The organism is Pelomonas baiyunensis (assembly GCF_043555935.1).
In the GTDB taxonomy this organism is placed as follows: domain Bacteria; phylum Pseudomonadota; class Gammaproteobacteria; order Burkholderiales; family Burkholderiaceae_C; genus Pelomonas; species Pelomonas baiyunensis.
The window spans coordinates 193,072-210,670 of record NZ_JBIGIB010000004.1 but is presented as its reverse complement, the minus strand read 5'-3'; the positions used below and the strand labels follow the sequence as shown (position 1 = coordinate 210,670).

Here is a 17,599-nt window from a genome sequence, read left to right as displayed (position 1 = left end):
GCCTCCCCCCACCCGCCTCCCTGCCCACGTTCATCGCCCTGGCCTTGTCCGGTTGGGGTGGGGCGCATGCCCAGTCGCCCGTGGCCGATCCTGCCGTGCCCCTGCGCCCCAGCCGCGTGCTCGGTGCGCCGAACAAGGCGGCCGGCAAGCCCGCGTTGGTGATTTCCGCCGGGCAGCTGTCGGCGCAGGCCGATCAAGAGGCCCAGGCGCGTGACCATGTGGAGATGCGCTACGGCGACCTGCTGCTGAGCGCCGATCAGCTCGACTACCGCATCGCCGACGACTTCGCCCGCGCCGAGGGCCAGGTGCGCATCCAGCACAACGGCAACGTGTTCAGCGGCCCGCTGCTGCAGCTGTACGTGAACCGGTTCGAAGGCGAGTTCCTGAACCCGAGCTTCTTCCTGGCGGCCACCGGCGGCGCGGGCAAGGCCAAGGTGCTGAAGTTCCAGGACAGCGAGCACATGAGCGCCACCGACGGCAGCTACAGCAGCTGCCCGGCCGTGGAGGGGCAGGAGCCCGCGTGGCAGATCACCGCCCGCAAGCTGCGGCTGGACGTGGCGGGCAACGAAGGCGAGGCCGACGGCGCGGTGTTGCGCTTCCTGGGCGTGCCCTTGCTGGCGGCGCCCAGCCTGAGCTTCCCGCTCAGCTCCGCGCGCAAGTCCGGCTGGCTGCCGCCCAATCTGTTCCTGGACAACCGCAGCGGTCTGGAAACCGGGGTGCCGTACTACTGGAACATCGCGCCGCAGCGCGACGCCACGTTCACGCCGTTCGTGATGACCAAGCGCGGCGTGGGCCTGGACAGCGAGTTCCGCTACCTGGAGCCCGGTCACGCCGGCCGCATCAACGTCGACCTGCTGCCCAGCGACCGCGTGTTCGGCCGCTCGCGCTGGAGCTTGAAGCTCAACAACGACGGCCAGGTCTTCGGCGACTGGCGCTACCGCCTCAAGAGCGAGCGCGTGTCGGACGACGACTACTGGAAGGACATGTCGCGCCGCGTCGAAAGCCAGACGCCGCGCCTGCTGGCCAGCGACTTCGCCTTGAACCGCCAGCGGGAGCTGTCGTGGGGCGTCATCGACACCTACGCCCGCGTGCAGCGCTGGCAGACGCTGCAGGGCACCGACACGCAGTCCCAGTTCGACACGCCCTACCAGCGCAGCCCGCAGATCGGCGTGCGCGTGACCACGGCGGCCGACGAAGCGGTGCTGGACAGCTTCCGGCCCTGGGGGCGCAAGGCCCGTCTCGAAGGCGGGCTGGAGCTGGAATACAACCGCTTCGACCTGCCCGGCTCGGCCTTGGCCGGCCAGGCGCGCGGCGGCCAGCGCGTGCATGCCCTGGGCCACGTGGCCGCCCCGCTGGGGGGTGAGGCGTGGTGGTTCATTCCGCGCGCGTCGTTCAATGCGGCGGCGTACGACCTGGCTCGCCCGCAGGCCGACGGCCGGCAGCGCATGAGCCGGGTCATCCCGACCTTCAGCATCGACCACGGCTGGGTGTTCGAGCGCGACACCACGCTGCTGGGCCGCGAGTACCGCCAGAGCCTGGAGCCGCGTCTGCTGTACGTGAACACGCCGTTCCGGGATCAGGCCAACCTGCCGAATTTCGATTCCGCAGCCAAGGACTTCAACTTCGACTCCATCTACACCGACAACCCGTTCTCGGGTGTGGATCGGGTGTCGGACCTGCACGCGCTGAGCGTCGGCGCCACCAGCCGCTGGATCAGCGCTTCGCAGGGCGAAGAGATCTTGCGGCTCGGGGCGGTGCAGCGCTTCTTGTTCCGCGACCAGCGCATCACGCCGGAAGGCCAGCCGGTCACGCAGCGGTTCTCCGACCTGCTGCTGGCGGCCTCCGCCCATCTGGATGAAAAGTGGTGGGCCGACGGCACCCTGGAGTTCAACCCCGAGACCAACCGGTCGGTGCGCTCGGTGATGCGCGCGCGGTACTCGCCGGGCAACTTCAAGACGGTGAGCGTGGCCTACCGCCTGGCGCGTGGCCAGAGCGAGCAGGTCGAGCTGGCTTGGCAGTGGCCGCTGTACGGCACGCCCGTCACCTCGCGCGGGGCGGACAGCCAGGCCTGTGGTGGCGCGTGGTACAGCGCGGGCCGCGTGCAGTACTCGCTGCGCGACCGCCGCCTGACCGACTCGGTCATGGGCTTCGAGTACGACGCCGGCTGCTGGGTGCTGCGCTGGGGCATCGAGCGCCTGTCCACGGGCCGGGCCGAAACCAACACCCGTTTGATGCTGCAGCTGGAGCTGGTGGGCCTGTCCCAGCTGGGGTCCAACGCGCTCAAGGTCTTGAAGGACAATGTTCCCGGTTACCGAAGGCTGAGCTCCGACCGCTCGCCGAGTTCAGATTTCCTACCATGATGCATCGCCTCGCCCCCTCCCTCCTCGCCGTGACGCTGGCCCTGGCCGCCTTCCAGGCCCCGGCCCAGACGCCGACGCTGCAGCCGGGGGACTACATCGCCGCCGTCGTCAACCAGGACGTCGTGGCCGCCAGCGAGGTGGTGCAGCGCACCGAACGCCTGCGCCAGGAAGCCCGCCAACGCGGCGAGGTGATGCCCGAAACCACGGGCCTGCGCAAGCAGGCGCTGGAAGCGCTGATCGAGGACCGCGTGCTGGTGACCTACGCCCGCGAAAACGGCCAGCGCGTGGACGAAGCGGAGCTGGACCGCGTGGTGGCCAACGTGGCCGCGCAGAACAAGCTCACGATGGAGCAACTGCGTGAGCGCCTGAAGCAGGACGGCACCGACTACAAGAGCTTCCGCGAGAACCTGCGCGACCAGATGATGACCGAGCGCGTGCGCGAGCGCGAAGTGCAGGGCCGCATCAAGATCACTGACGCTGAGATCGACGCCTACCTCGACAAGAAGCGCGCTGACCTGGCCAACGGCGGCCAGCTCAACCTCGCGCAGGTGTTGGTGCCGGTGCCGGAGCGGTCCACCGAGGCGCAGATTGCCGAGCGCAAGGCGCGGGCCGAAGCCGCCCTGGCCCGGATCAAGGCCGGCGAAGACTTTGCTCGCGTCGCCCGCGAGATCTCTGAAGACTCCAACAAAGAGCGCGGCGGCGAAATCGGCCTGCGCCCGGCCGATCGTCTGCCCGATGTGTTCGTGACGGCGGTGCAAGGGCTCAAGACCGGCGAGGTCGCGTCCACGCTGCTGCGCAGCGGCGCCGGTTTTCACATCCTGAAGGTGGTCGAGCGCCAGGGCGCGGCGTCGCTCACGCAAAGCGTCCAAACCCGTGCCCGACACATCCTGCTGCGCCCGTCGGCGCAACTGACGGCCGAGGTGGCGGCGCGCCGCCTGTCGGAATTCAAGCGTCAGATCGAAGGCGGCCAGGCCAAGTTCGAGCAGCTCGCCAAGGACAACTCCGAAGACGGCAGCGCGCCCGAAGGCGGCGACCTGGGCTGGATGGGCGCGGGCGGCTTCGTCCCCGAGTTCGAAGAAGCCATGAATGCGCTGCCGCTGAACGGCATCTCGGGCCCGGTGGTGTCGCGCTTCGGCGTGCACCTGATCCAGGTGCTGGAGCGGCGCACCGTGGACGTCGAAATGAAGCAACTGCGCGATCAGGCCCGTGGGGCCCTGCGTGAGCAGAAGTACGACGAGGCGTATCAAGACTGGGTCAAGGAACTCCGCGCCAAGGCCTTCGTGGAAGTGCGCGAGTGGCTGGATTGAGCCCGACGGCACTGAAGCCGCGCGCGGCAGGAGGCCGTTCATGAGCAAGCACATCCCCCGCAAGCGGTTCGGCCAGCACTTCCTGACGGACACCGTGTTGATCGACGCCATCGTCGATCTCATCGACCCCCAGGCAGGTGAGACCTTGGTGGAGATCGGCCCCGGATTGGGGGCGATGACCTTGCCGCTGCTGGCGCGCATCCCTGCCGGTTCGGTGCCGCTGACCGTGGTGGAACTGGACCGCGATTTGGCGGCGCGCCTGCGCAAGCGTGATGACGTCGTGGTCATCGAGAGCGACGTGCTCAAGGTCGACTTCCGCGAGCTGGCCGCCGCCAAGGGTGCCAAGCTGCGCGTGGTGGGCAACCTGCCGTACAACATCTCCACGCCCATCCTGTTCCACCTGCTGCAGGCGGTGGACGACGTCGTGGACCAGCACTTCATGCTGCAAAAGGAAGTGGTGGACCGCATGGCCGCCGGCCCGGGCAGCAAGGACTACGGACGTCTGAGCGTGATGTTGCAGTGGCGCTATGACATCGAATCGGTGCTGGATGTGCCGCCCGAGGCTTTCGACCCGCCGCCGCGCGTGGACTCGGCCATCGTGCGCATGCTGCCGCTCAAGACCCCACCGGCCGTTGACCCGGCGCTCCTCGGCGACCTGGTTGCCAGCGCCTTCTCCCAGCGCCGCAAGCTGCTGCGTCACAGCCTCGGCCACTGGCTGACTGAGCGCGGCTTTTCGGGCCATTTCGATCTGCAGCGCCGCGCGGAGGAAGTGCCGGTCGTGGAGTTCGTGGACCTGGCCCTTCAAGTCGCGGCGCAGGCCAAGTCCGCCGCCTGAGCCACAGGCGAAGCCAGAAACAACAAAGCCCGCCAAGAGCGGGCTTTGTTTCCTCCAGCAGCTGCAGCGGAACCGGCTTTGCCGGGCCGCGAGCAGCCCCCTCGGGGGCTTGTTATGCGGCGTTGAGCCACATGGACGTGTCGAAGGCGCTGCACATCATCGGCATGTTCATGCCGAAGTTGGGGTTGCCAATTGTCGACTTCGCGCTTTTCGGCGCAGGCTTTTCAACCACCGGGGCCACCTCAGCAGCCCGCTCCCATGACCCGTTTTCTTGGGAGCGGGCTACTGAAAAGAATAGAAACACCGGAAGGGAATCTTCCGATCGGCCCAGTAGTCGGCCGTGTCGCGGAAGACGTCCAGCAGTTGCTCGCGCGCCTCGCGGTCGAAGCGGATGTTGTCCGGCAACTGCTCCAGCACCACCACGAAGCCCGGCTGCGCGCCGGCCTTGTGGACGAGGTCGGTCATGCAGTCATGCAGCGCGTCCAGGTTCTTGCCAAAGTGAGCTGGGAACAGAAAGGCCTGGGCGATGCCGTCCAACACGTCTTGCTTGGACTGCGCCTCCGACAGGTTGGCGTACAGGAAATGCTGGCCCGCTTCTTGGGCGGCCTGCATCAAGTCCTCGACCCTGTAGGCCCGGATGGCCTGCACGATATTGGGACGGACGGTCTGCAAAAGCATGGTCGCGTTCCTCCTTTCAAGTCACAAAACTGCTGAATCCTGGGCGCTCACCGCGTGGCCTGGGCGCGAATGCGCTTGAAGCTGGCGTAGTGATCGTCGGTGTAGAAGCAGGCCTCGGGCGCAGTGGGGGGCGTGCCGCCGCACACAATGCGGCGGGCACCCCGGTTCCGGGCGCCTGGGGTTTTGACCGTGTACTCGCGGTAGAAGCCGCGGGCCTGGCGGGGAAGCTGGCGCTCGCGATTGCCGAAGACGGTGCCGTCCTTGCTGTAAGGAAACGGGCCACCGGCAAGGATGAGCCGGTGCGTTTCCTGAGCTTGGGCGGGCAACTCGCTCAGCTGAATTTCGGCCAGAGCGGGCGTCGCGGGGGCGGCTTCTTTGGCTTGCGCACCGCCGGCGATGCCGGACAGCAGCAGGGCGGACAGAGCCGCCGAGGCGCCGGAGCGCGCCAACCAAGAGAGCAAAAACACGGGTTTACCCTGCTTCGAAAACCACAATGGTACCGAAGCGCCCCCAAAAGCTCAAGCCGCATCCCATGGCCGAAGCCCCAGTCAACGGTTTGTGAGCATGCGCTTACTTTCTCTCAAGTCGTTGATTCCAAAGGAATCATGACGCAACTGTGACGCTGCGTTGCGACTGAAAACTTCTGTCAATTGGGGGAGTCAGGGCCGCATGGCCCTGTTCCCGGGTGGCGCACCTGAGCGCTCCGACTGGCGCTCAGCCACTCACCCGATCACCCGCGCGCAGCGTTGGCGTCGGCCACCGTCAGCGCGGTCATGTTGACGATGCGTCGCACCGTGGCTGAGGGCGTCAGCACGTGCACGGGCTTGGCCGCACCCAGCAGCACCGGGCCGATGGCGATGCCACCGCCCGCGGTCGTCTTGAGCAGGTTGTAGGAGATGTTGGCCGCGTCGATGTTGGGCAGCACCAGCAGGTTGGCTTCGCCGGTGAGCGGGCTGTGCGGCATCAACTGCTTGCGGTAGGGCGCGTCCAGCGCCGTGTCGCCGTGCATTTCGCCGTCGACTTCCAGCCAGGGGGCGAGTTGGTTCAGCAGGGCCAGCGTGTCACGCATCTTCACGGCCGAAGGCTTGTCGCTGGTGCCGAAATTGCTGTGCGACAGCAGCGCGGCCTTCGGCGTCAGGCCGAAGCGGCACATCTCCTGCGCGGCCATGATGGTGATCTCGGCCAACTGCTCGGCCGTCGGGTCGTAGTTGACGTGGGTGTCGACCAGCATGACCTGGCGGCCCGGCAGGATCAGGCCGTTCATGCAGGCGTAGGTTTTCACGCCGGCGCGCTTGCCGATGACCTGGTCGATGTACTGCAGGTGCGTGGCCGTGGTGCCCCAGGTGCCGCACAGCATGCCGTCGACCTCGCCCTTGTGCAGCAGCATGGCGCTGATCAGCGTCAGGCGGCGGCGCATTTCGATCTTGGCGAGCTGCTCCGTCACGCCCTTGCGCTCGGTCATGCGCAGGTAGGTCTGCCAGTAGTCGCGGTAGCGGTGGTCGTTCTCGACGTTGACGACGTCGTAGTCGCGCCCTTGCTGCAGACGCAGGCCAAATCGCTCGCAGCGCTCGGCGATGACGGCCGGGCGGCCGATCAGCGTCGGGCGCGCCAGGCCTTCGTCCACCACCACTTGGGCGGCCCGCAGCACGCGCTCTTCCTCACCCTCGGCGTAGGCGACACGCTTGTTCGGCGCGCGCTTGGCGGCGGTGAAGATGGGCTTCATCGTGTTGCCCGAGGCGTAGACAAAGCTCTGCAGCTTTTCGCGGTAAGCGTCCCAGTCGGTGATGGGCCGTGCGGCCACGCCGGAGTCGGCCGCCGCCTTGGCCACGGCCGGGGCGATGCGCATCATCAGTCGCGGGTCGAAGGGCTTGGGAATCAGGTACTCCGGGCCGAAGCTCAACGTGGCGCCCACGTAGGCCGCTGCCACCACTTCGCTCTGCTCGGCCTGCGCCAGCTCGGCAATCGCCTGCACGGCGGCGATTTCCATCTCGACGTTGATCGTCGTGGCGCCCGAGTCCAGCGCGCCGCGGAAGATGTACGGGAAGCACAGGACGTTGTTGACCTGGTTCGGGTAGTCGGTGCGGCCCGTGGCCATGATGGCGTCGTCGCGCACCGCCTTCACCTCTTCCGGCAGGATCTCGGGCGTCGGGTTGGCCAGCGCAAAGATCAGCGGCTTAGGTGCCATCGTGGCCACCATGTCGGCCTTGAGCACGCCGCCGGCGGACAGGCCCAGGAACACGTCCGCGCCCTGGATCACTTCGCGCAGCGAGCGCTGGTCGGTCTTCTGTGCGTACTCGGCCTTGTCCGGGTCCATCAGCTCGGTGCGGCCTTCGTAGACCACGCCAGCCAGGTCGGTCACCCAGATGTTTTCGCGCGGCAGGCCGAGCTTGACCAGCAGCGAGATGCAGGCGAGGGCCGCCGCACCGGCGCCGGAGGTGACGAGCTTGACCTGCTTGATGTCCTTGCCGACGACCTTCAGGCCGTTCAGGAAGGCCGCGCCCACCACGATGGCCGTGCCGTGCTGGTCGTCGTGGAAGACGGGGATCTTCATGCGCTCGCGCAGCTTGCGCTCGACGTAGAAGCAGTCCGGCGCCTTGATGTCCTCGAGGTTGATGCCGCCGAAGGTCGGCTCCAGCGCGGCGATCACGTCGACGAGCTTGTCCAGGTCGTTCTCGGCCACTTCGAGGTCGAAGACGTCGATGCCGGCGAACTTCTTGAACAGCACGCCCTTGCCTTCCATGACCGGCTTGGACGCCAGGGGCCCGATGTTGCCCAGGCCCAGGACCGCCGTGCCGTTGGAGACGACCGCGACCAGGTTGCCGCGCGAGGTGTAGCGGAAGGCGTTGGCCGGGTCGGCCACGATCTCTTCGCAGGCCGCGGCCACGCCGGGCGAGTAGGCCAGCGCGAGGTCGCGCTGGTTGATCAACTGCTTGGTCGGCGCAATCGCCACTTTGCCCGGCGTCGGGAACTCGTGATATTCGAGAGCGGCCTGGCGGAGTTGGGCGCGTTTTTCTTCTGAGCTGGGCATGGCAAGGATCAGGGTTCCGACGGGGGCTGGAATCATGCCACCGCAGCCGCCTCGGGCCGCTGTGGATGTCCACAGGGTCTAATCGGGGCATGGGTGAGTTCGATCTGATCCGGCGTTTTTTCCAGCGTCCTGCGGCGCCTGGCGTGGCCGTGGGCGTGGGGGACGACTGCGCCGTGCTGGTGCCCACGCCGGGCGCGCATTGGCTGGTGTCCAGCGACATGCTGGTGGAGGGCCGGCATTTCCTGTCCACCGTGGACCCGGCCGCACTCGGCCACAAGGCCCTGGCCGTCAACCTCAGTGACCTGGCCGCCTGCGGCGCCACGCCGCGAGGCTTCACTTTGGCCGTGGCCCTGCCGCGCGCTGACGAAGCCTGGCTGGCCGGTTTCGCGCAGGGTCTGTGGGCTCTGGCCGACGCCAGCGGCATTCCGCTCATCGGGGGCGACACCACGCAAGGCCCGCTGAACCTGTGCATCACGGTGTTTGGCGAGGCGCCACCGGGCCAGGCGCTGCTGCGCAGCGGAGCGAGGGTGGGCGACGAGCTGTGGGTGTCAGGCCGGCTGGGGGATGCACGGTTGGCGCTGGAGGTGTTTCGCGGCCGGGTGAGCCTGCCGGGTGACGCGTTCGCCCAGGTGCGCCGGGCCATGGAATGGCCCACGCCGCGCCTGGCCTTGGGGCAAGCCCTGCGCGGCGTGGCCACGGCGGCGCTGGACTTGTCCGACGGCCTGCTGGGCGACCTGGGGCACCTGCTGGCGGCCTCGGGCGTGGGGGCACGTGTGGAGCTCGACGCGCTGCCGCGCAGCGAGGTGCTGGCCGCCCAGCCGGCGGCACTGCAACGCGAATGCCTGTTGGCCGGCGGCGACGACTACGAACTCGTGTTCACCGCCCCGCCGGGGGCGCTGCTGCCGCAGGTGGGCGTGCCGCTCACGCGCATCGGCCGCATCGAGGCCGCACCGGGCCTGCGCGTGGTGGATGCCGCCGGGCAGCCGGTGGACCATGGCCTGCACTCTTTCGATCACTTCCAAGCATGACTGACGCTCCTGTGCGGCCGACCGCCGCCTTCATGTGGACCCACCCCGCGCGCTGGATTGCGCTGGGGCTGGGCAGCGGCTTGTCGCCCAAGGCGCCGGGCACCGTGGGCACGCTGTGGGCGTGGCTGGTGTTCGCGGTGCTGGCGCCGTGGATGAACGATGCCGGCTGGGCCGCGTTGATCGGCGGCGGCACCCTGGTGGGCTGGTGGGCCTGCACCACCACCGCCCGCCACCTGCGCACCCCCGACCCCAGCGCCGTGGTGTGGGACGAGGTGGTGGCCTTCTGGTTGGTGCTGTGGCTCATTGCGCCGGCCGGGTGGCTGGGCCAAGCGGTGGCGTTCGCGCTGTTCCGGTTTTTCGATGCGGCCAAGCCGGGCCCGGTGGGCTGGGCGGATCGGCTCTTCAAGGCCGAACGCGGGCCGCAAGGCGGCTACGAGATCGGCTGGGCCCAGGGCTTCGGCATCCTGTTCGACGACTTTGTGGCCGCCGGCTGCACCCTGCTGGTGTACGCCGCAGGCCGCGCGTGGCTGGGGTGACGCGATGACCGCGCTGACCCTGCCGCCGAGGCTGCTGGAAGACCTGGCCGACGCCCTGCTGCGCCGCCATGAACGCCTGGGCACGGCCGAGAGCTGCACCGGCGGCTGGATTGCCACCACCTGCACCGACCTCGCCGGCTCCAGCGCTTGGTTCGAGCGCGGTGTGGTGACCTACAGCAACGAGGCCAAGACCGAGCTGCTGGGCGTGCCCGCGGACTTGATCGCCCGCGTGGGGGCGGTCAGCGCCGAGGTGGCGGAGCACATGGCCTGCGGGCTGCTGGCGCGCGCGCCGGTGGACTGGGCGCTGGCCGTGACCGGCGTGGCCGGGCCGGGCGGCGGCTCGCCCGCCAAGCCCGTGGGCACGGTGTGGCTGGCGTTGGCGCAGCGCGGGGCCGCGCCTCGGGTGTGGTGCGAACACTTCGCGGGGGACCGCGCCGCGGTGCGGGCGCAGACCGTGATTAGCGGCTTGCAGGCCCTGCACCGGGCGCTGCAGCCGGCCGACCCGGCACCGGATCAGCCCAGCTTGGCGAGCTGACTTTCGGCCGAGATGATGGACGGGTCCGGGGCCTGCCAGTCCTGCACCCAAGCGATGAACTGCTCGGCGGGCATGGGCTTGCAGATGTAGTAACCCTGGCCCTCGTCACAGCCCAGATTGGCCAGCAGCGCCCAGGCCTTGATGGTTTCCAGGCCTTCGGCCACCACCGTCAGCCCCAGGTTGTGGGCCAGTTCGATGGTGGAGCGCACGATGCGGGCGTCGTCCAGGTCCCGCTCCATGGCCATGACGAAGCTCTTGTCGATCTTGAGCTCGTCCACCGGCAGCCGCTTCAGGTAGGCCAGCGACGAGTAGCCGGTGCCGAAGTCGTCGATGGACAGCTTGAAGCCCATGGCGTGCAGGTGCTCCAGCGTGGACAGGGCCCGCTCGGGGTCGTCCATGATCGCGCTCTCGGTGATCTCCAGGCAGATGGACTGGGCCGGCACCTGCAGTGGCGCCATCAGCGCCTCGATCTTGCCGGGCAGGTCCTGGTCCATCAGGTCGCGCGTGGACAGGTTGACCGACAAGCGCAGGTTCAGCCCTGCCGCTGCGGCATCGTGCGCAAACCGCGCCGCACCGGCCAGCACCCAGGCGCTGAGTTGGCGGATGAACCCCGTCTGCTCGGCAAACGGAATGAACTGCATCGGCGGCACCAGCCCGCGCGTGGGGTGCTGCCAGCGCACCAACGCTTCGGCGCCCACCACCTGGCGCCGCACCAGGTCCACCTTGGGCTGCAGGAACAGGCGCAGTTCGTTCTCCTCCACGGCGCGGCGCAGCTCCGACAGCATCGACAGCGACTCCTGGCTGCCGGCGTCCAGCTGGGCGTGGTAGATCAGGCTGCCGCACTGGCGGGCCTTGGCGGCGTACATGGCCACTTCGGCCCGGGCCAGCAGCAGGCCGACGTCGTCGCCATGCTCGGGGAACAGTGCGATGCCGATGCCCGCGCCCAGGTCGATGGTTTCATCGTTGATCTGCAGCGGCTGCTCGAAGTCTTTCAAGATCGCCAGCGCGGTTTCGCTGGCGAGGCGGGCATCGGTGTGGGCCAGCAGCACGGCGAACTCATCGCCCGACAAGCGCGCCAGCAGCGCCTGCGCCGGCGCGCACAGGCCCTGCAGACGGGCGGCCACGCTTTGCAGCAGCAGGTCGCCCACGTCGTGGCCCAGCACGTCGTTCACGTGCTTGAAGCGGTCCAGGTCCAGCATCAGCACGGCGCCCGGTTCGTGGCTGAAGTCCAGCCGCTCGTGCAGCACCTCGGCAAAGCGGGCCCGGTTGGGCAGGCCGGTGAGGGCGTCGACGTAGGCCAGCTGGTTCACCTGCGCATCGCGCCGCTGGATGCCCTCGCGCATGCTTTCCAGCGCCAGGGCCAGCTTGTGCACCTCCTCCAGGCTGGAGGTGGCGGGCACGGGGGTGTCGTAATCGCCGCGCTCGAGCCGCCGGGCCGAGGCCGACAGCGCCGTGATCGGGTTGCTGATGCCCCGGGCCAGCAGCACGCTGACCCCCGCGAACACCGCCACGCCCAGCACGGTCAGGCCCAGCAGCACCAGTTGCAGCTGCTGGTAGGGCGCCAGGGCCACATCCAGCGATCGCAGCATCAGCACGCCCAGTTGCGGCTCGCCGTCCAGCAGCGGCACGAAGCGGGTGCGCTGGCGCTCGCCTTCCAGTTCCAGGATGCCCTCGCGCGGAGCCTGCGCGGCCAGCGCGGTCGGCAGGGCCGCCGCGGCCGAGGCGTCGAGGTTGTCCACGATGCTCAGCCAGGGCGGCTGCACGGTCTTCAGCAGCACCACGCTTTGCAGGTCGGACAGCGCCTTGAGGTCGTCCAGCACCTCGCGGTTGAGCTCGAAGCCCATCAGCACCCAGCCCACCGGCGCCGGCGCACGCACCTCCACCGCCACCACCTGGTACACCCGGTGCCCTAGCACCGACAGCGTCGTGCCCTCCTTGCTGCGGATGGCCTGGTCCAGCACGGCGCGGAAGTCTGCGGCGCCTTCGCGGGTGGCGGCCACCAGCTGTGGCTGCGTGTCGAAGTACGCCACCACCGACGCGCCCACCCGGTCGCCCTGGTTCACCAGCGCATCGCGGATGGTCTCCACCGTGTCCGGCTCGGCCAGCGGCAGGCTCAGTGCGGTGCGAAAGCCGTAGTCCTTGGCGAGCAGCTCGGCGGCGTCGTGCAGCTTGCTGGCGCGCTGCTCCAGCAGCCGGCGCAGCACGCGTTCGCCGGTCAACAGCCCGGCGGACAGGGACTCCTCGGCGTTGCGGGTGATGCTGGCGCGGATGGCCAGAAAGCTCACCAGCTGCACCACCAGCAGCAAGGCCAGGAACAAGGCCACGATGCGCCCTTGCAGGCGTTGCAAGTTCAGCCAGGAGGGGGTGAGCATGGTCGGTCGGTCACTCCACCAAGGTGACGGTGCTGGTGCCGCCGGCGGCGGGCACGTCCAGCTTCAGCGATTGCAAGCTGGTGGACTTCTGCCCGGCATGCCAGGCCTTGAGCGCGTGCTCGCCGGCGGGCAGGTCGAAGCTGACCTGGCCGCGCCCGTCGGTGCGGCCGAACACGGGGGTGTCCACCACCACCACGTGCGCGCTCATGCGGTCATGGATGTTGCAGCCCAGCGCCGCCACGCCCGGCTTGTCGAACACGATGGGCTCGGTCGGCGTGCCGGAGTAGAGCTTGATGTCGATCACCTTGATGGGCGAGATCGAGTAGACGTGGTGCCGCACGGTGTCGAAGTTCGGGAAGTTCACCGCGGTGCCGGTCTGCACGATGAGCAACTGCGGGGTGAATTGCCGATCGCGCTGGCCGATTTCGGCCTTGGCCCCCGTGGCGCGGCCGGTGCGGCCCTTCACTTCCACCGCCACGGCGGCGCCCGCCAGCGGTTGGCCGTTCGGGCCGCGCACCTGCAGTGTCACCGGCACGGCGTGGGCTGTGGGCAGGCCGGCGGCGCACAGCGCGAGCGGCAGACAGAGAACAAGCGAGGAGGAGGTGGCGGGCTTCATGGCGTCACAGGGAAAGCGCCGTGACGATAGCCGGAAACCCGCTCAGCGGGCGGCCAAAACCGCCCCGGATTTACCGGAAGCGGCCTCGGCCAGCATCAAGGCCAGGCGCCGCAGGGCGGCCCAGGGGTCGGAGGGCCAGTCGGGGTGGCGCAGGCCTTTGACGAGGCCGTCGCACACCTGGGCGGCTTGCACCAGTGCGCCGGCTTGGGCGGCGTCCAGGCGTGGTGCGATGCGCTCGATCAGGCGCTCCTTGGCGCCCCACACGCGCGCCTCGCGCAGCGCCAGCGGCAGCGGCTTGCCGGCGTCCAGCGCGGCGCGCACGCGGGCCAGAGCTCGGGCGTCCTCCGCCAGGTTCCAGTGCACCAGCACGGCGGCCTCGCCCTCGGCCTCCAGGCCGTCGAGCATGCGCAGCAGGCGCGGCACGGCGCCCGACAGCACCGCCTCGCTGAGCTTGAACACGTCAAAGCGCGCCACGTCCAGCACCGCGGCCTCGATGTCGGCAAGGGTCAACTCGCCCTTGGGGTGCAGCAGCGCGAGCTTTTGCAACTCCTGATGGGCGGCCAGCAGGTTGCCTTCCACGCGATCGGCGAAGAACGACAGCGCGCGCTGGCCGTCCTCCCCCTCGGGCACGGACTGGCCCTGGGCCTTGAGCCGCTGCGCCAGCCAGGCCGGCAGCAGTCGGCGCTCCACGGGTTCCACGCGGATGGACACGCCGTGCCCGTCCAGCGCGGTGAACCAGGCGCTGGACAGCTGGGTCTTGTCCAGCCGCGGCAGGGTCACCAGCGTCAGCACGTCGTCGGGCGCGGCTTCGGCATAGCGCTGCAGGGCTTCGGAGCCGTCCTTGCCGGGCTTGCCCGTCGGGATGCGGATCTCGATGAACTGCCGCTCGGCAAACAGGCTCATCGCCTGCGCAGCGGCCAGCACGGGCGCCCAATCGAAGTACGCGCCGCTGACGGTGAAGATTTGCCGCTCACCAAAGCCCTGCGCGCGGGCCGCCGCGCGGATCTGGTCGGCCGCCTCTTGCGCCAGCAGCGGCTCGTCGCCGTGCACGGTGTAGATGCGGGCCAGGCCCTTGCCGAGGTGGGCGCCGAGGCCTTCCGCGCGGAGTTGCATCAGCTTTGAATCTTGACGGCGGCCAGCCGGCGCATCACCTGGGCGATGGCATCGGAATGCATGGCGCCATACAGGTTGGCGGCTTCCTGCTCTTTGGCCAGGGCCGTGGTTTCCGTGAAGTTCAGGTCCCGCGACAGGCGCAGCTCCACCTTGGGCACCAACAGCTCGCCGCTCGCCGTGCGGATCAGGTAGTCGAACTGCAGGCGCAGCTGCCATTCGCGCACCTGCCCCACGCTGGTGGACGCCACCACCGTGCGGTCGCGGTACTCGCGCAGCACCTCCAGCACCACTTGCGCCCGGGCGGGGTCGTCCAGCAATTGCACCGGTGTGCGCTTCACCTGCCGCTTCAGGCCCAGCGCCAGTGGCGAGTCGGCCGCAAAGCCGGTCAGCGCCAGCGACTTGAACGGCAGCTCCGGCTCGCGGCGCAGCTCGAAGCCGCAGCCGGTCAGGGCCGTGAGGCCCAGCAGCAGCGCACGGCGGTCCATCACACCACCACGTTGACGAGGCGACCCGGCACGATGACGACCTTCTTCGGCGCCTTGCCTTCGCTGAACTTCGCGAACTCCGGGTTGGCCAGCGCGGCGGCTTCGATGGCGGCCTTGTCGGCACCGGCCGGCACCTTGACCGAGCCGCGCAGCTTGCCGTTGACCTGCAGCATCAGCTCGATCTCGTCCTGCACCAGCGCGGCTTCGTCCACCGTGGGCCACGGCGCGTCGAGCAGGTCACCGAGTTCGGCGGCGAAGCCGAGGTCTTGCCACAGCGTGTGGCTGATGTGCGGCGTGGCCGGGTAGAGCACGCGCAGCAGCACTGAGAAGCCGTCGCGCACGGCCGCGGCCTGGCCTTCAGCCTTGAAGCCTTCCAGCGCGTTCAGCAACTTCATCGCGCCGGAGACGACGGTGTTGTACTGCATGCGCTCGTAGTCGTAGCTGACCTGCTTGAGCACGTTGTGCACCTCGCGGCGCAGCGTCTTGCCGTCGGCGTTCAGCGCGGCGAAGTCGTTGCCGCCGGTCTTGATGGCTTCGGCGTTGCGTGCGCCAAAGTTCCACACGCGCTTCAGGAAGCGGTGCGCACCTTCCACGGCGGCGTCGTTCCACTCCAGCGTCTGCTCGGGCGGCGACGCGAACATCACGAACAGGCGGGCCGTGTCGGCGCCGTACTGGTCGATCAGCGCCTGCGGGTCCACGCCGTTGTTCTTGGACTTGGACATGGTCGTCATCTCGTACTCGAGACGCGTGCCGTCCTTCTTGAGCGTGGCGCCGGCGATGCCGCCCTTGTCGTCGTGGATGACGTCGACTTCATGGTCCCAGTAGTAGTCCTTGCCACCGCCCTCGGGCTTGTGGAAGAACGCACCCTTGAGCACCATGCCTTGCGTCAGCAGTTTCTCGAACGGCTCGCTCACCGACACCAGCTTCAGGTCGCGCATGACCTTGGTCCAGAAACGCGCGTACAGCAGGTGCAGGATGGCGTGCTCGATGCCGCCGATGTATTGATTCATCGGCATCCAGTACTTCGTGCCCTCGGCGACCATGGCCTGGTCGTTGGTCGGGTCGCAGTAGCGCATGAAGTACCACGACGAGTCCACGAAGGTGTCCATCGTGTCCGTCTCGCGGCGCGCGGGCTTGCCGCATTTCGGGCAGCCCACGTTCAGGAAGTCGGCGCGCTTGTTCAGCGGGTTGCCGCTGCCGTCCGGGATGCAGTCTTCCGGCAGCACGACCGGCAAGTCCTTCTCGGGCACGGGCACCACGCCGCAGTCGTCGCAGTGGATGATGGGGATGGGCGTGCCCCAGTAGCGCTGGCGGCTGATGCCCCAGTCGCGCAGGCGCCAGGTGGTCTTCTTCTCGCCGATGCCCTGGCCGGCCAGCAGCTCGGCGACCTTGTCGACGGCCGCCTTGTGGCCGAGGCCGTCCAGCACGCCGGAGTTGACGCACACGCTGCGCGTCTTGTCTCCGTACCACTCGGCCCAGGCGTCGGTGGTGAAGCTCTCGCCGTCGGCGGCCACCACTTGCTTGATCTCGATGCCGTACTTCTTGGCGAACGCGAAGTCGCGCTCGTCATGCGCCGGCACGCCCATCACGGCGCCGTCGCCGTAGCTCATCAGCACGTAGTTGCCCACCCACACCGGCACCTGCGCGCCGGTCAGCGGGTGCGTGACGAACAGGCCCGTGGGCACGCCCTTCTTGTCCTGGGTGGCCAGCTCCGCCTCGGTCGTGCCGCCGGCCTTGCATTCCTCGATGAAGGCAGCGACCTCGGGCTTGTCCTTGGCTGCAATGGTGGCCAGCGGGTGCTCCGGCGCCACGGCGCAGAAGGTCACACCCATGATGGTGTCGGCGCGGGTGGTGAACACCCACAGTTTGTCGCCGCCGCCCTCGATGCTGTGCGGGAACGCAAAGCGCACGCCCTGGCTCTTGCCGATCCAGTTCTCCTGCATCAGCCGCACGCGCTCGGGCCAGCCGCTCAGGTAGTTCGGGTCTTCCGGGTTGGCCACGGCCGACAGCAGCTCCTCGGCGTACTGGGTGATCTTCAGGTAGTAGCCCGGGATCTCGCGCTTTTCCACCAGCGCGCCCGAGCGCCAGCCACGGCCGTCGATGACCTGCTCGTTGGCCAGCACCGTCTGGTCCACCGGGTCCCAGTTGACGACCTGGGTGCGGCGCTCGGCGATGCCGGCTTCCAGCATCTTCAGGAACAGCCACTGGTTCCACTTGTAGTAGCTGGGCTGGCAGGTCGCGACCTCGCGGCTCCAGTCGATGGCCAGGCCCATGGCCTGCATCTGGCCCTTCATGTAGGCGATGTTGGAGTAGGTCCACTGCGCGGGCGGCACCTTGCCCTTCATCGCGGCGTTCTCGGCCGGCAGGCCGAAGGCATCCCAGCCCATGGGCATGAGGACGTTGTAGCCCTTCATGCGCAGCTGGCGGGCCAGCATGTCGTTGATCGTGTAGTTGCGCACATGGCCCATGTGCAGCTTGCCCGAGGGGTAGGGCAGCATGGAGCAAGCGTAGAAGTGAGGCTTGCTCGCGTCCTCGGTCACGCGGTAGGCGTCGCGCTCGGCCCAGTAGGCACGGGCAGCGGCTTCGATCTCGTTGGGCTTGTAGCTGGGCGCTTCGGTGGGGGCGTTCATGTCAGGAGGGCCGGGCCGCCCGAAGCCCCTGACACCCCCCTCGGGGAGCAGCGAGCAACAGCGAGCCTTGGGGGCA

Annotated in this window: 14 protein-coding genes; 6 read left to right on the top strand and 8 right to left on the bottom strand. The window is 68.7% G+C overall.

Features of this window, described 5'->3' with window-relative positions; translation table 11 throughout:
- The first annotated feature begins 80 nt into the window (after positions 1-80).
- From ACG01O_RS15135 to rsmA, 3 genes are read left to right on the top strand one after another with little or no spacing between them, the layout of a single operon-like run.
- The gene (locus ACG01O_RS15135) at positions 81-2,360 is read left to right on the top strand and encodes an LPS-assembly protein LptD (RefSeq protein WP_394385832.1); all 2,280 of its coding nucleotides are present in this window, start codon (positions 81-83) and stop codon (positions 2,358-2,360) included.
- Positions 2,357-3,667 (top strand): peptidylprolyl isomerase, encoded by a 1,311-nt coding sequence (locus ACG01O_RS15130; RefSeq protein ID WP_394385831.1) that lies wholly within the window; start codon positions 2,357-2,359, stop codon positions 3,665-3,667. Before ACG01O_RS15135 ends, ACG01O_RS15130 begins: the two co-directional genes overlap by 4 nt.
- Positions 3,668-3,707: 40 nt before the next feature.
- A complete protein-coding gene (gene rsmA / locus ACG01O_RS15125; RefSeq protein WP_394385830.1) occupies positions 3,708-4,502 on the top strand; it encodes a 16S rRNA (adenine(1518)-N(6)/adenine(1519)-N(6))-dimethyltransferase RsmA in 795 nt (264 codons plus the stop codon).
- 282 nt (positions 4,503-4,784) lie between these two features.
- Here the strand turns inward: rsmA and ACG01O_RS15120 are convergent, their stop codons facing one another.
- The 3 genes from ACG01O_RS15120 to ACG01O_RS15110 form a co-directional block, all read right to left on the bottom strand.
- Positions 4,785-5,180, bottom strand: coding sequence for a barstar family protein (locus tag ACG01O_RS15120; protein ID WP_394385829.1), 396 nt, complete (start codon positions 5,178-5,180; stop codon positions 4,785-4,787).
- A 47-nt stretch (positions 5,181-5,227) separates the two neighbouring features.
- Positions 5,228-5,647 (bottom strand): guanyl-specific ribonuclease, encoded by a 420-nt coding sequence (locus ACG01O_RS15115; protein WP_394385828.1) that lies wholly within the window; start codon positions 5,645-5,647, stop codon positions 5,228-5,230.
- A 263-nt stretch (positions 5,648-5,910) separates the two neighbouring features.
- A complete protein-coding gene (locus tag ACG01O_RS15110) occupies positions 5,911-8,208 on the bottom strand; it encodes an NADP-dependent malic enzyme (protein ID WP_394385827.1) in 2,298 nt (765 codons plus the stop codon).
- Between the two features lie 89 nt (positions 8,209-8,297).
- Here ACG01O_RS15110 and thiL point away from each other — a divergent pair, with 89 nt between their 5' ends.
- The 3 genes from thiL to ACG01O_RS15095 are packed head-to-tail and all read left to right on the top strand — an operon-like array spanning position 8,298 to position 10,307.
- Positions 8,298-9,236: a thiamine-phosphate kinase gene (gene thiL / locus ACG01O_RS15105; protein WP_394385826.1), complete on the top strand. Its 939-nt coding sequence runs from the start codon at positions 8,298-8,300 to the stop codon at positions 9,234-9,236.
- Positions 9,233-9,772, top strand: a complete 540-nt coding sequence (locus tag ACG01O_RS15100; protein ID WP_394385825.1) for a phosphatidylglycerophosphatase A family protein — start codon at positions 9,233-9,235, stop codon at positions 9,770-9,772. The genes thiL and ACG01O_RS15100 overlap by 4 nt, the downstream gene beginning before the upstream one ends.
- Before the next feature lie 4 nt (positions 9,773-9,776).
- Positions 9,777-10,307: a CinA family protein gene (locus tag ACG01O_RS15095; RefSeq protein ID WP_394385824.1), complete on the top strand. Its 531-nt coding sequence runs from the start codon at positions 9,777-9,779 to the stop codon at positions 10,305-10,307.
- Here the strand turns inward: ACG01O_RS15095 and ACG01O_RS15090 are convergent.
- From ACG01O_RS15090 to leuS, 5 genes are read right to left on the bottom strand one after another with little or no spacing between them, the layout of a single operon-like run.
- Complete coding sequence (locus tag ACG01O_RS15090; protein ID WP_394385823.1) at positions 10,286-12,679, bottom strand: putative bifunctional diguanylate cyclase/phosphodiesterase; 2,394 nt, start codon at positions 12,677-12,679, stop codon at positions 10,286-10,288. The genes ACG01O_RS15095 and ACG01O_RS15090 overlap by 22 nt on opposite strands.
- Before the next feature lie 10 nt (positions 12,680-12,689).
- Positions 12,690-13,295, bottom strand: a complete 606-nt coding sequence (locus ACG01O_RS15085) for a methylamine utilization protein (protein ID WP_394385822.1) — start codon at positions 13,293-13,295, stop codon at positions 12,690-12,692.
- A gap of 42 nt (positions 13,296-13,337) precedes the next feature.
- Positions 13,338-14,408 carry a DNA polymerase III subunit delta gene (gene holA, locus ACG01O_RS15080; protein WP_394385821.1) on the bottom strand — a complete coding sequence of 357 codons (1,071 nt, stop codon included), beginning with the start codon at positions 14,406-14,408 and terminating at the stop codon, positions 13,338-13,340.
- A complete protein-coding gene (locus ACG01O_RS15075; RefSeq protein WP_394385820.1) occupies positions 14,408-14,893 on the bottom strand; it encodes an LPS-assembly lipoprotein LptE in 486 nt (161 codons plus the stop codon). Before ACG01O_RS15075 ends, holA begins: the two co-directional genes overlap by 1 nt.
- Positions 14,893-17,523, bottom strand: coding sequence for a leucine--tRNA ligase (gene leuS / locus ACG01O_RS15070; RefSeq protein WP_394385819.1), 2,631 nt, complete (start codon positions 17,521-17,523; stop codon positions 14,893-14,895). The genes ACG01O_RS15075 and leuS overlap by 1 nt, the downstream gene beginning before the upstream one ends.
- Positions 17,524-17,599 lie beyond the last annotated feature (76 nt).